14 protein-coding genes are annotated in these 13371 nt (G+C 75.8%); 6 read left to right on the forward strand and 8 right to left on the reverse strand.

The features are described from left to right. Nucleotides 1–525, forward strand: a 525-nt coding sequence (locus tag DNL40_RS16410; protein ID WP_218926022.1) for a hypothetical protein, incomplete at its 5' end; no start/stop codon positions are given. Nucleotides 526–592: 67 nt separating this feature from the next. After that, the gene (locus DNL40_RS08675; protein WP_111250865.1) at nt 593–1384 is read left to right on the forward strand and encodes a deoxyribonuclease IV; all 792 of its coding nucleotides are present in this window, start codon (nt 593–595) and stop codon (nt 1382–1384) included. A 39-nt stretch (nt 1385–1423) separates the two neighbouring features. Here DNL40_RS08675 and DNL40_RS08680 read toward each other — a convergent pair whose 3' ends face one another. The 4 genes from DNL40_RS08680 to DNL40_RS08695 all read right to left on the reverse strand — a co-directional run bounded on the left by DNL40_RS08680 (nt 1424) and on the right by DNL40_RS08695 (nt 4258). Then, nucleotides 1424–1735, reverse strand: a complete 312-nt coding sequence (locus tag DNL40_RS08680) for a transcriptional regulator (RefSeq protein ID WP_111250866.1) — start codon at nt 1733–1735, stop codon at nt 1424–1426. Next, nucleotides 1725–2177 (reverse strand): hypothetical protein, encoded by a 453-nt coding sequence (locus DNL40_RS08685; protein WP_146252057.1) that lies wholly within the window; start codon nt 2175–2177, stop codon nt 1725–1727. Before DNL40_RS08685 ends, DNL40_RS08680 begins: the two co-directional genes overlap by 11 nt. Nucleotides 2178–2225: 48 nt before the next feature. Further along, nucleotides 2226–2882 (reverse strand): response regulator, encoded by a 657-nt coding sequence (locus tag DNL40_RS08690; RefSeq protein WP_111251000.1) that lies wholly within the window; start codon nt 2880–2882, stop codon nt 2226–2228. Between the two features lie 62 nt (nt 2883–2944). Then, entirely contained in the window at nt 2945–4258 is a 1314-nt protein-coding gene (locus tag DNL40_RS08695; RefSeq protein WP_111250868.1) for a sensor histidine kinase, read from the reverse strand. A gap of 173 nt (nt 4259–4431) precedes the next feature. Between DNL40_RS08695 and DNL40_RS08700 the strand changes: the two genes are divergently transcribed. Next, complete coding sequence (locus DNL40_RS08700; protein WP_179951012.1) at nt 4432–5331, forward strand: ABC transporter ATP-binding protein; 900 nt, start codon at nt 4432–4434, stop codon at nt 5329–5331. Then, the gene (locus DNL40_RS08705; RefSeq protein ID WP_111250870.1) at nt 5328–6128 is read left to right on the forward strand and encodes a hypothetical protein; all 801 of its coding nucleotides are present in this window, start codon (nt 5328–5330) and stop codon (nt 6126–6128) included. The genes DNL40_RS08700 and DNL40_RS08705 overlap by 4 nt, the downstream gene beginning before the upstream one ends. A gap of 78 nt (nt 6129–6206) precedes the next feature. On the opposite strand, the gene DNL40_RS08710 is transcribed toward DNL40_RS08705, so the two are convergent. Both DNL40_RS08710 and DNL40_RS08715 read right to left on the reverse strand, forming a co-directional pair. Beyond that, nucleotides 6207–8021 (reverse strand): cation:proton antiporter, encoded by a 1815-nt coding sequence (locus DNL40_RS08710; protein WP_111250871.1) that lies wholly within the window; start codon nt 8019–8021, stop codon nt 6207–6209. Between the two features lie 116 nt (nt 8022–8137). Further along, a complete protein-coding gene (locus DNL40_RS08715; protein WP_111250872.1) occupies nt 8138–9073 on the reverse strand; it encodes a DNA/RNA non-specific endonuclease in 936 nt (311 codons plus the stop codon). Nucleotides 9074–9250: 177 nt separating this feature from the next. On the opposite strand from DNL40_RS08715, the gene DNL40_RS08720 reads away from it, so the two are divergent. Next, nucleotides 9251–9964 (forward strand): PadR family transcriptional regulator, encoded by a 714-nt coding sequence (locus DNL40_RS08720; RefSeq protein WP_111250873.1) that lies wholly within the window; start codon nt 9251–9253, stop codon nt 9962–9964. Nucleotides 9965–10082: 118 nt separating this feature from the next. Here DNL40_RS08720 and DNL40_RS08725 read toward each other — a convergent pair whose 3' ends face one another. Continuing rightward, the gene (locus tag DNL40_RS08725; RefSeq protein WP_111250874.1) at nt 10083–11828 is read right to left on the reverse strand and encodes a PQQ-binding-like beta-propeller repeat protein; all 1746 of its coding nucleotides are present in this window, start codon (nt 11826–11828) and stop codon (nt 10083–10085) included. A 63-nt stretch (nt 11829–11891) separates the two neighbouring features. Beyond that, entirely contained in the window at nt 11892–12068 is a 177-nt protein-coding gene (locus DNL40_RS16415; protein ID WP_179951013.1) for a hypothetical protein, read from the reverse strand. A 137-nt stretch (nt 12069–12205) separates the two neighbouring features. Between DNL40_RS16415 and DNL40_RS08730 the strand changes: the two genes are divergently transcribed. Next, entirely contained in the window at nt 12206–13219 is a 1014-nt protein-coding gene (locus DNL40_RS08730) for a DMT family transporter (protein ID WP_111250875.1), read from the forward strand. The last annotated feature ends 152 nt before the right edge of the window (nt 13220–13371 follow it).

Genomic DNA, 13371 nt, shown 5'->3' on the forward strand with positions numbered 1-13371 from the left:
GGCTGCGGGGCGGGGGCCGCACCCGCGGCCCCCGCCCCGCAGCCCGTACGTGCGACACCGGCTCCGCCCGTGCCGGCCCCCGCCGCGCCCGTGGGCCGGCCGGCTCCTGCGGCACCGGCCGTGCCGTCCGCGGCCCCGGCCCCCGCCGCCCCCGTCGCGGCGACCCCGGCTGCTCCCGCCCCGGAGGCGCCGGCGGCGTCCCGACCCACCGAGCCCGCCGCGGCACCGGTCGCCGGCCGCCCGGCAGAGCCGACGCCGCCGGCCGAGGACGCAGAGGCAGGTTCCGCCCCCGCCGTCGAGGAGACGACGGCGGAGGACGAGCGCTTCATGGCGCACACCGACCTGCGTGACACCGCAGCGGCGCTGCCGGGGAGCCGTGTGGAGGCGGGCGGGATCCTCGCGCTCACCGGCGGCACCCTCGTCGCGGCCTTCGTGGCCGGTGCGCTGCTCCTGACCGGCGCCGCCCTGATGGTGCTGCGCCGCGTGCGCCCCGAGCTCGTGCCGGTGCGGCTGCGCCGTCGCTGAGCGGACGCTCCCGGGCAGGGCCCGGCGCCGGCGGCCGGCGTCGGGCCCTGCGCCTAGGGTGGGCGCCATGAGCAGCATCAGGATCGGTGCCCACGTGGAGGCGGCCGACGCCGTCGAGCAGGCCAAGGCCATCGGTGCCGAGGTGGCCCAGGTGTTCCTCGGGGACCCGCAGTCGTGGAAGGTCGGCGAGACCGGCTACCCCGGCGGGGCCGAGGCGCTGCGGGCGGACGCCGAGGCGGCGGGCATCGACCTGTACGTGCACGCCCCGTACGTCATCAACGTGGCGTCGACCAACAACCGCATCCGCATCCCCAGCCGCAAGCTGCTGCAGCAGACCATGACCGGCGCGGCCGCCATCGGCGCCAAGGGCGTGGTGGTGCACGGCGGCCACGTGACGGCCAAGGACGACCCGGCCACCGGGTTCGACAACTGGCGCAAGGCCATCGACTCGCTCGACACCGACGTGCCCGTGCTCATCGAGAACACCGCGGGCGGCGACCACTCGATGGCCCGGCGCCTGGAGCGGATCGAGCAGCTGTGGGAGGCCGTCATGTCCTCGGCCAACGCGTCGGTGGTCGGCTTCACGCTCGACACCTGCCACGCCTGGGCCGGCGGCATCGACCTGGACACCGCCGTCGAGCAGATCACGGGCATCACCGGCCGCATCGACCTGGTGCACGCCAACGACTCGCGCGACACCGCCGGGTCGGGCGCCGACCGCCACGCCCACTTCGGCGAGGGCACCATCCCGGGCGAGCTGCTGGCCGGCGTCGTCGCGGCCGCCGGGGCTCCCGTGGTGTGCGAGACCCACGGAGACATGGCCCCGGACATCGCCTGGCTGCGGGAGCATCTCGCCTGACCGCCCACCCCGGGGGCCGGCTCAGGACCCAGGGCCGAGTCAGCCCTCAGAGCCGCCCGCGAGCGCCGTCAGGGCTGCCAGGTGGCCTTGGAACGCACGGCGTCCGCGAGGCGTGAGGCTGACCCAGACGCGGCTGCGCCCGCCACGGGAGGCACGCCGCTGCTGGACGTAGTCGGCCTGTCCGAGAGCGGCGAGCTGCTTGCTCAGCGCGGAGTCGCTGGTGCCGAGCAGCTCGCGGAGCGTGCCGAACTCCTCCTCGGTGACGGGTTCGAGGAGAGCGCAGATCCGGAGCCTCTGGATCGGGTGGATCACAGGGTCGAGCGGTGGCAGGGCGCGCGGCTCAGCGCTCAACGCCGCTCACCTCACGAGCCCAGTGCCGGTCGATGGCCGGGCCGGCGAGCAGGGTGCCGCCGAAGAGCATCGCTGCGGCCACCACGGGTGTCCACCACAGCCCATAGGTGCCGTACAGGACCGTGCTCACGGCCTGGAGCACGCCGGCGGCGAGCGCCAGGCCGAGCAGCGGCAGCCACATGTGGCCGCGGAGCCTCATCTTGCGGACGGCCGACGGCTGACGCCGGGCGGCGAACGTCACGATCGTGACGAGCAGTGCGAGCGGGGCGAGGGAGGCGACCAGGGGCCAGCCCGAGGTGAGCGGGATCAGCCCGTGGACCGCCAAGAGGGCGCCCGCGATCAGCCAGTAGCGGCGCGGGCGCTGCAGCCGTTGGGCGTTGACCGTGCGGGTCCGCTCCACGACGGCGAGGGCGGCGCGGGCGTCCACCCGCTCAGTTTCCATGCGGGAAACCCTAGCCATGACTTTCCTCAGAGGAAAGAGTCCGGACGCTCAGACCAGCCCGGCGTCGTGCACCACGATCGCCGCCTGCACCCGGTTGGTGGCCCCGAGCTTGGTGAGGATGCGCGAGACGTGCGTCTTGACCGTGGGCACGCTCATGTACAGCTCGGCGGCGATCTCCGCGTTGGGCAGCCCGCGCGCGATCATCACGGCCACCTCCCGCTCCCGCTCGGTGAGCTGGACCAGCCGCTGCGCGGCGTCCTGGCGCCGGTCGGAGCCGCCACGCTCGGAGACGGCCGAGATGAGCCGGGCCGTGACGCTCGGCGAGAGCGTGGGCTCGCCCGCCGCGGCGGCGTGCACGGCGGCCACCAGCCGGGCGGGCGGGGTGTCCTTGAGCAGGAACCCGGCGGCACCGGCGCGCAGCGCCTCGAGCACCATGTCGTCGGCGTCGAACGTGGTGAGCACGATGACGCGGGAGGGCACGCCCGCCGTCACGAGGCGCCGGGTGGCCTCCAGCCCGTCGAGCCGGGGCATGCGGATGTCCATCAGCACGACGTCGGGTCGCTCGCGCTGCACCACGTCGACGCCCGCGGCGCCGTCGCCGGCCTCCCCCACCACGCGGATCGACGGCGAGCCACCGAGGATGAGCCCGAGCCCGGCGCGCACCAGGGCGTCGTCGTCGACCAGGACGACGGAGACCCCCGCCACGGGAGCGGACCCGGCGGCGGATGCGGCGGGAGAGGTCGCGGGATCGGGGTGCTGCGCGGTGCTCACGGCGCCCACGGTAGCCAGGCCGAGACCACGAACTGCCCACCGCGCTCCCCGTAGGAGAACCGCCCGCCGCTGAGCTCGGCCCGCTCGGTCAGCCCCACGAGCCCCAGCCCGGACACGGGCGGCAGCTCGGCGGGGGTCGGCCCCACGGTGCGCAGCGGGTTGCGGACCGTCAGGGAGAGCCCGTCCCCGGGAGCACCCCACACCGTCACGGTGACGGGAGCCCAGGGGGCGTGCTTGCGCGCGTTGGTGAGCGCCTCCTGGACGATGCGGAACGCGTTGCGGGAGACGGCGACCGGCAGGCCCGCCAGATCGGCCGAGAGGCGCTCGACCTGCACCTGGGTGCCGCCCGCGCGGGCCTCGGCCACCAGCTCGTCCAGGTCGGCGAGGGTGGGCTGCGGGCGCTCGGGGTGATGGTCCGCGGCGGTCCTGTCCTCGCCGTCGGTGCTGCGCAGCACTCCCAGCACCTCCCGCAGCTCCTCCAGCGCGGCGTGCGCGCTGGACTGCACGACGGCGGCCGTCTCCGCCACCTTCGCCGGCGGCAGGTCGGTGCGGTAGGCGAGCGCGCCGGCGTGCATGGCCACGAGCGACATCCGGTGGGCGAGCACGTCGTGCATCTCCCGGGCGATGCGGGACCGCTCGTTCGCCCGCGCCTGAGCCACCCGGCTGGCCTGCTCCCGCTCGGCGGTCTCGGCCCGCTCGCGGAGGGAGGCCAGGTGCTCGCGCCGCAGGCCGATGTACGCCCCGATCCACACGAGCAGGGCGTAGACCCCCACCATGATCACGACGTTCAGCACGAGAGGGTAGGACGGCGCCGCCTCCACGGGGTTCAGCCACTCGTACGCCGTGCCGGCCCCGACGAAGACGACGCCGACGGCGGCGATCCGCCACCAGCGGCGGTGCGTGGCCAGGGAGATCGCCACGATCGCCTCGGTGCCCGCTGCGGTGACGGAGAAGGCGGTGACGGCGCTGACCACCAGGGCGACCACTGTCGGGGCGCGGCGGCGCAGCGGGAGCAGAGCGAGAGAGGCGATGCCCAGGACGAAGTCCAGGGCCCACCGCCCGCCGGACATGTCACGGTCACCGATGCTCGCCTCGTAGGCCACGAAGCCCGAGACGAAGAACCCGAAGACGGCGGCGGCGAGGATGCGCCACGTCTCGCCCCAGAGCCTGGCCAGGCGCGGGCGGCGAGGCCCGCGCGCCGGTCTCGCCGCGGGAGCCGGCGGCAGGGGGACGGGCGGACCCGGCGGCGCAGCGCTCGTGCCGGAGCCCGGCACGGCTGCGCCCGGCGACGTCGTTCCGGCGGGGGCCATGACTCGAGCCTAAGCAGGCGGAGCCCGGCCTCCATCGACCGGGCGGCTGCAGCGGGTCGTCCAGAAGGATGACGTGGGCCTCGACGCAGGACGCCGCGTTCCTCCGGACGGATGAGCAGGTCCATCCGTCCGGGCGACGCGCGCGGGCCCGGCCGGGCGCCAGGGTGGGAGCCATGATCACCGTGGAGCACCTGACCAAGAGATACGGCGGGCACACCGCCGTGGACGACGTGTCGTTCACCGCGGAACCGGGGCACGTCACCGGCTTCCTCGGCCCGAACGGCGCCGGCAAGTCCACCACCATGCGCATGCTGTGCGGGCTCACGCCGGCGACGTCGGGCAGCGCCCGCGTGCTCGGTGTGCCGTTCGCGGCGCTCACCAACCCCGGCCGCCGCGTCGGCGTGCTCCTGGACGCCTCCGCGCAGCACGCCGGCCGCACCGGCCGGGAGGTGCTGACGCTCACGGCGATGACCACCGGCGTCGGGCGGGAGCGGGTCGAGACCGTGCTCGACCTGGTGGGCCTGACCTCCCGCGAGGCTGCCCGCCGCGTGGGCGCCTACTCGCTCGGCATGCGCCAGCGCCTGGGCATCGCCAACGCCCTCCTCGGCGACCCGGAGGTGCTGATCCTCGACGAGCCGGCCAACGGCCTGGACCCGGCAGGCATCCGCTGGATGCGGGACCTGCTGCAGGGCTTCGCCCGCCAGGGCGGCACGGTGCTGCTCTCCTCCCACCTGCTGAACGAGGTCGAGCTCGTGGCCGACCGTCTCGTGGTGATCGGTCGCGGCCGCATCGTGGCGCAGGGCAGCAAGGAGGAGCTGCTGAGCCAGGCGGGCACGTTCGCCCGGTCCGACGACGACGCGGCCCTGGCCGCGGCGCTGCAGGCCGCGGGGATCGCCGCCGAGGTGCTGGCGACCGGCGGCGTGCAGGCCGAGGCGGAGGCGCCCGACGTCGCGCGGGCCGCCGCCCGTGCCGGCGTCGTCGTGGTGGAGCTGCGGGCCGCGCAGTCGCGCGGGCTGGAGGAGCTGTTCCTCGAGCTCACCGCCGACGACGCCCGAGAGGCGGTGTCGGCATGAGCACCCTGACCACCACACGCTCCACGGCGTCCGCCGCCGCCGTGCGGGACGTACGCCCCGTCTCGTTCCTCACCCTCACGCTGGTCGAGTGGCGCAAGCAGCTCGACACGCGCGCCGGCCGCTGGCTGCTCGTCGTCATCGGGATCATCACGGCCGCGGTGCTCACCATCATGGCGATCGTGAACGGCGGGAACCACTCGTTCCAGGCGTTCCTGCTGGGCACGTCGACCCCCATGTCCATGCTGCTGCCGATCGTGGGTGTGCTGGCGGCGACGTCGGAGTGGTCGCAGCGCACCGCGCTGGTGACGTTCACGCTCGAGCCGCGCCGTATGCGGGTGGGGCTCGCCAAGCTGGTGAGCGCGCTCGCCTCGGCGGTCGTGTTCTTCGCGGCAGCCGTGGTGCTCGCCGCCCTGGCGCACCTGGCCGTGGTCCTCTTCCGCGACGTGGACCCGGCGTGGTCGCTCGACCTCGGCGTGGTGGGCGGCATGCTGCTGCTCGCGGTGCTCGGGATGGCGCAGGGCATCGGGTTCGGTCTGCTGCTGCTCAACACGCCGCTGGCGATCGTGAGCCTGCTGCTGCTGCCCGCGGTGTTCTCGCTCGTGGTGATGCTGATCCCGGCCGTCCAGGACGCGCTGCCGTGGATCGACCTGGGCACCTCCGGCCAGGTGCTGCTGATGGGTCAGCCGGTCGACGGCGAGGGCTGGGCGCAGCTCGCGACGTCGTCGCTCATCTGGGTGGTGGCGCCGCTGGTGGGCGGCCTGTTCCGGGTGGCGACACGCGAGGTCAAGTCCGCCTGACGACGCGCTCGACCCGCGAGCGCCTGGGCCCCTCACCGCGCGGTGAGGGGCCCAGGTGCGCTCCGGGTCGCACGCAGGTCAGCGCTTCTTCATCTCCACCATGATCTGCTCGGCGTCGAGCGCGTCGAGCGCCTGCTCCAGCAGCCGTGAGTCGTGCACGCCGGAGGAACGCGCCTCGAGCAGCGCGGCCCGCTGCGCCTCGATGGTGCGCAGCCGCAGCTCGCGGTACTGCTTCATGCGGGCCACGCTCTCCTGCGCGTCCACGTCGTCGGACGCCTGGCTGCGCACGACGTCGGACCGCACGCGCGCCACGACGTCGGGCGCGTAGGGGGCGCCGTCGTCGTCGCCGAGCTCGTCGAGGAGCTCGCGCGCCGCTCCCTCGACCACGCGGCGCACGGCCATGAGCTCGTCCTTGGACGTCCTGCCGGAGCCGGCGAGCCCCAGGCGCCGCACCACCCAGGGCAGGGTGCCGCCCTGCACCAGCAGGGTGCCGGCGGCGACCCCGAACGCCACGAGCACGGCGAACGACCGGTGCGGGAAGTCCGCCGGGAGCGACTGGGCGGCGGCCAGGGTGACCACGCCGCGCATGCCCGCCCAGACGAGCAGCACGCCCTCGCGGGGACCGAGCGGCTTGGCGGTGAGGTAGTCGATGTCGGCCACGCGCCGCACCAGGCCGCTGCGCACGCGCTGCACGCGCGAGGTGGGCACCGAGCGGGCGCCGTCCGCCGTCGGCTCGACGGCGTCGAACGCCTCGGCGAACGCCTCCGGGTCCGGCCGCTCCCCGGGCCGGGGCCGTTGGGCGGGGGCGAGCACGATCGTCTGGTCGGCACCGGCGTCCGCGAGGCGTGCGTCGATGCGCTCCTGGGCGGTCCGCAGCATCGGCCGCACGGCTGCGCCGCGCCGGGCACGGCGGGCGAGCTGCCACAGCAGCGGGGCCACGTAGGCGGTGCGCACGGCCAGGACGACGACGGCGGCGAGCGCCGCGATGCCGGCGGCGAGCCAGAGGCTGCCCTGCTCTTCGCGCACGTCCTCGACGAGGGCGAACAGCTCGAGGCCCATGACGAGGAACACGGCGCCCTCGAGCAGGATCTCGACGGTGCGCCAGTTGGAGTGCTCGGAGACGCGGTCCTGCGGGCGCAGGTGCTTGGCGGATCCGTGGCCGGTGATGAGCCCGGCGGTGACGACGGCGACCAGGCCGGACGCCTCGAGGTGCTCGGCGGGCAGGTAGGCCAGGAACGGCACCACGAACGAGACCCCGGTGGACAGGGCGGAGCTGGAGATGCTGCGGCGGGCGCGCAGGCCGAGCCAGCCGACGACGGCGCCGCACACCACGGCGGCTGCCACGGCCCAGGCGAAGTCGCCGGCCACCTCGGCGAAGGACACGGACGCGGCGGTGGCGGCCACGGCGGAGCGGAGCAGCACGAGGGCGGAGGCGTCGTTGAACAGGCCCTCGCCCTCGAGCACGGTGACCACGCGCGGTGGTGCGCCGAGCTTCTTGACGATGGACGTGGCGACGGCGTCGGTGGGGCTGACGATGGCGCCGAGCGCGATGCCGCCGGCCAGGCCGAGCCCGGGCAGCAGGGCGGAGAACACGAAGCCCAGCAGCACGGCGGTGACGACCACGAGCACCACCGAGAGCCCGCCGATGGCGGCGAAGTCGCGGCGGAAGTCCATGGTGGGCAGGGAGACGGCGCTGGAGTAGAGCAGCGGGGGCAGCACGCCCGCCAGGATCCACTCGGGGTCGATCTCGATGGGCGGCACGAACGGCATGAAGCTGACGCCGACGCCGAGCAGGACGAGGATCAGCGGGGCCGAGACCCCGGTCCGGGGGGCGAGCGCGGTCACGGTCAGGACCGCGGCAGCACCGAGCACCGCGACGAGCAGAGGGTCCATGCCTGCCATCCTCCCTGTTCGTCGCCCCGGGCGTCAGTACCGACGTCTCCGCGGATCCCGTGTCGCACCCGAGCGCCGGGGTGCGCCCTGGCGCGGGCCGGCGCGGGCCGGGCCCGTCAGACCCGCACGTCCCCCGGCCCCTCCAGCACGGTCCAGGCCGCCGGCACGGCAGGCGGGGGCGGCAGCACGGCCGATGGCGCCACCGCCGCACCGAGCACGTCGGCGGCGGGCAGCGGCCCGAGGTCGAGCCCGGTGAGCGCGGCGACGTCGGCCACGGGCACCTGGAACGTGCGGAAGGGGCCGAGGGGTGGGGCCTGGTCGGCGGCGAGCGCCTGGGCGGTGGCGTGCGCCAGGGTGTCGTCGTCGAGCAGCGGGGACTGGTCGAGCACGAACGCGGCCGAGGCGAGGGTGAGCACCTGGGTGATCCCGCTGCTCGCACCGTCGTCGGGCATCTGCCAGCGGCTGGTGGCCCAGGCGGCTACCTTCCAGAAGCGGCGCGGGATGCCGACGCCCCGGTACACCGGGTCGTCGTCGGCGAGGACGGTGCCGGTGAGGACGACGGCGCGCCGCTGGTGGGCCTCGGCGTAGGTGAGCACGTGGTCCTCGAGGCCGTTCCACAGCTCCTTGGACTGGTTGAAGCGGCCGACCTGGGGTGCGGCGTTGGTGTAGACGAACGTGGCCTCGCCCGCCTCGCGGGCCTCCTCGACGGTGCCCCACATGGGGTCGCGCCTGCGGACGAGGTGCCCGCGGTCGAGGTCGTTGCGGTGGTAGAGGTCGGGGCCGGCCTGCTCTTCGGGCGGGGCTCCCGGGTCGAGCCGCCAGGACCCGGTGCGCGGCAGCGCCTGGAGGGCGGAGCCGTCGATGCCGACGGCCGTGGCGGCGGCGAGCCGGCGTGCCGGGTCGAGCAGCACCGTGAAGCGAGGGTGGTCCAGGCGGCGCAGCGGGCGACCGTCGCGCGGCTCGGGGAGCGGGACGGCGACCGGGCTGCCGGGCGCACCGCCGGGCGTGCGGTCGGGGGCCGGGACGAGGAACGTGGGGTCGTAGCCGGTCACACGACGAGCGAACCACCCGGCGCGGCGGACGGGGCGGGGACCCGCCGGGCAGCGCCGGGCTCGCGGGCTCGCACGCGGCCCGCAGCACTGGGTCTTGCTTAACGATATATCGTCGACCTATCGTGGATTTGTCAGGTCGAGCCTCGCAGCCTCGCCCCGCTTCCCCACGGAGACTCCATGCGCATCCCCTTCCCCGAGCCGCCGCACGGCCGCCCCGGGCACCACGGCGTCGACCACTCCGGCCGCCCCACCCCGGACGGCAGCGAGCCCGCACCCACGCGCCCCGGGCGCCGCGGAGGCAGCGGCCCCGGACCGTTCGGCCCCGGCCCTGGCTTCGGCCCTGGCGGGCCGGGGTTCGGCCCTGGCTTCGGCCCCGGCGGTCCCGGCCGGCGGAGCGGCCACCGCGGCGGGCGCCGGGCCCGCGGCGAGCTGCGCTCCGCGATCCTGCTGCTCCTGGCCGAGCGGCCCATGCACGGGTACCAGATCATCACCGAGCTGGCCGAGCGCACCGAGGGCTCCTGGCGGCCCAGCCCGGGTGCCGTCTACCCGGCACTGAGCATGCTCGCCGACGAGGGCCTGGTCGCCATCACCGACGACGAGGGGCGCAAGCTCGCCTCCCTCACCGAGGCGGGCGCGGAGCACGTCGAGCGGCACCGCGACGAGCTCGGCACCCCCTGGGACCGCACCGGGCGGGGCCACGGCCACCGCCGCGAGCTGCGCGAGGCCGTCGGGGCGCTGCTCGGCGCCGTCGAGCAGGTCGCCCGCACCGGCACGCCCGAGCAGGCACAGGCGGCGTCCGCGGTGCTCGACACCGCCCGACGCGACCTGTACCGCCTGCTGGCCGACGGCCCGGCACCGGGCACGGCGGAGCAGCCCGACGGCGAGGCCTGAGCGCCCGGGGCCGTGCGCGCCAGGTCAGCCGCGAAGAGCCGGCGCGCGGCGTCCGGACGAGAGCACGACGGCGGTCCGCCCCGCGAAGGGCGGGCCGCCGTCGTCGCGAGCGCTCCCTTCAGCCCAGGCGGGTCACCCGGGTGCCGTCCCAGAAGAGCACCCGCCCGTCGACCGCCCGGTAGACGCCGGTGCCGGGCAGGGACGGGCCGGCCTCGTCCTGCGGCACCTGCCACATCACGTCGCCGCTGCGCAGGTCGAGCGCCGTCCACGACGCGGGCCGCTCGGTCGCGCCGTACCCGGGCCCTGCCACCAGGAGCACCCGCCCGTCGGTCCAGGCGCCCCGGACGTACTCGTCCACCCCGGGCACGTATCCGGGCGAGGCCCCGGTCCCGACGTCCATCGGCCACGTCCACAGGGTCCGGCCAGTCCCCAGGTCGAGTCCCACGAGGAACCGGCCCGAGTCGTCGCGCAGCAGCACGGCGGTGCCACCGGCACGCGCCACGGCGCCTCGCACACCCGAGAGGCCCTCGGCCCGCCACACCTCCCGCCCGGAAGCGTCGAGAGCGACGACCTCGCCGCCGTCCCGGGTCAGCACCAGGTCGGCCTGGGTCCCGTCGGTGCTCAACGGGTCGAGCACGCCACCGTCCGGCGACGCCACCTCCCGCCCGTCGCGGTCCAGCACACGAGCCGGCCCCCTGGTGAGGTCGCCGGAGCGAGACATGTCCACGACGGCGAACCCGCCGTCGGCCAACGCGTGCGCCCAGGTCTCGTACCTGCGCCCGCTCTCGTCGAGGCCGGACCCGGCCACGACCTCACCGGAGGACGTCAGCTGAGCCGTCAGGCCGCAGGCGGTCACCACGACGGGATCCCCACCCCCCAGGGAGACCCGTCCCACGTCGAGCACGGGGTCGCCCCCTCCGGACCACTGCGCGCAAGCCCACCAGTCGCCACCGGGACGCACCTCGGGCACGGGGAGCAGACGCTCCCACCGCACCTCGCCCGTCCGGGCGTCCTCCATGACCACGCGCACGTCCGGCGGCTGGAACGCCTCGCTGACGTCCCAGCCGATCCGCTCGTCGCCGACGATATCCGGCAGGAGCGGTGGCATCTCGCCCGCGGTCTCCGCCCGCACCACGGCTCCTCCCGCAGCCACCGCGACGTCACCCGCGGGGCCCGCCTCCTCCAAGGCCCGCACGGTCGTCCGCCCCTGCCCGTCGACGGTGAGCACCGAGCGCTGCCCGTCCACCTCGACGACGCACACCACCACCTCGGAGACCGGCATGCGTGGCCGTACGCCGAACGCCCCGTCCGCCCTGGGGCCGCAGTTCTCCACCCGCTCGACGGGCACCTGCCAGCGCTCACGCCCCGTGTCGAGGTCGATCCCGCGCAGCACCCCGCCCTGGGGCTGCGGCGTGAGCGGCTCGGGCTGGAACCAGGACTGCTGCTCCAGGGCCAGGGCCCCGGTGCCGGTGATGACCACGACGAGGTCCCGCATGGCGGCCACCGGCCACGGGTCGCCCTCGCCGTACGTCCAGCGCTCGCGCAGGGGCACGCTCAGGTCGGCCACACCCCCGGGTGCGGCCCGCAGGCGCTCGGTGCGCTCGCGGTCGCGCACCGTCGAGACGGTGCCGGCCGTGCCGAGCAGCGCCACCAGCACCACCACCGCGGCCACCGTCCGACGCCGGGACGCACCGCGCACACGCACCCACCACGGGCGGCTGCCGCCGTCCTGGCCGGGATCGCCGTCGGGCGCCCTGCCGGGAGCAGGCTCCTGGTCCTCCGTGCCAGGCAGCGGCTCGTCGACCTCGTCGTCCGGCACGAGGTCGAACGTGAAGGTGTCGTCGGAACCACGGCGTGGGGCCACGACGCCGACACTAGCCGCGCGGCCGTACCGCCGCGGCGATCCCGGGCTCCCCCGGTCGGGCTCTCACCCGGCGCGACGTGCGCCGCGCTCGACGACGAGCTCGAGCAGGGCCGCGTTCGCACGGCGGCGGCGGTCACCAGGATCCACGGTGAGGTCGTCGCGGCGCGGGCTCTGCCGCGGCCGCGCGGGCTCGGCCCGGGCCGGCCGTCGGCGAGCGAGGACGGAGGGGTTCGCTTCCATGAGGGCTCCTGTGCTCCGGGGCGGTGCACGGGCGGTGCACCGCCCCCAGCGTGACCTCCGGGCGTTTCGGGGGTGTTGCACCCGGCGAACGACCCCGTGACCTTCGACGAACGATGCCCGGGCATACACTCGCGGCCATGACCGACGATCCCGTCGAGCCGGGCCCGGTGCCCGCGGACGACGCTTCCTCGGAGGCCCTGAAGGTGCTCGGCGTCGCGCTCGCCGTCGTCGCCGGGTTCGGCGTCGCCCTGCAGAGCCGGGTCAACGGCACGCTCGCCGACCGGGTCGACAGCGGGTTCCTCGCCGCCGCGATCTCGTTCGGCTCGGGCCTGCTGTGGCTCGCGCTGGCGCTGGTGGTCTCACGCCGCTCGCGCGCCGCGCTCGGCCAGGTGGTGACCCGCCTGCGCGAGGGCGGTCCCCGCGGTGGCGGCCTGCGCTGGTGGGAGTGCCTGGGCGGTGCCGCCGGCGGCTTCCTGGTGGCGACGCAGGGCCTGACCGTGGGCGCCCTGGGCGTGGCGATCTTCATCGTCGCGATCGTCGCCGGCCAGTCCGTGAGCTCGCTGCTGGTGGACCGGCTGGGCCTGGCCCCCGGCGGGGTGCGGCTGATCACCGTGGGCCGCGCGGTGGGCCCGGCGCTGACGGTGGTGGCGGTGCTCGTGGCCGTCTGGGGCGACCTCGGCTCCCCGGCCACGCTCGCGCTCGCGGTGCTGCCGCTGCTCGCCGGCGTCGGCTCGGCGTGGCAGCAGGCCGTCAACGGCCGGGTCCGTGCCGCCGCGGGCACCGGGTCGGGCGGCATCGTCGCCGCCACGTTCCTGAACTTCGTGGTGGGCACGGCCGTGCTGCTGGTGGCGCTCGGCATCTCCGTGCTGGTGCGCGGCGTACCGCACGGCGCTCTCCCGCCCGAGCCGCTGCTCTACACGGGCGGCCTGATCGGCATCGCGTTCATCGCCATCTCGGCGGCGGTGGTGCACCGCGTGGGGGTGCTGCTGCTGGGGCTCGGCATGATCGCCGGGCAGGTGGTGGGCGCACTGCTGCTCGACGTCGTCACGCCCGGCGCCCAGCCCCCGGGCGCTGCCACCTACGTGGGCGCCGCGCTCACGCTCGTCGCCGTCGCCGTCCCGGCGCTCACGACCCGCCGGCGGCGCCGCTGACCGCACCGCCCGTGCCAGAACCGGCACAGGGCCCTCCCCACGCTCGCTCTGGCACAAAGAGGGACCGTGGCCCGCGAACCACGGACCACGGCCCCTCGGCGCGGCCCGCCTCAGGAGGCCGCGCGGGCTCGGGCACCCGGTTGCCACGACCG

It is taken from the genome of Xylanimonas oleitrophica, assembly GCF_003244315.1.
Classification (GTDB): domain Bacteria; phylum Actinomycetota; class Actinomycetes; order Actinomycetales; family Cellulomonadaceae; genus Xylanimonas_A; species Xylanimonas_A oleitrophica.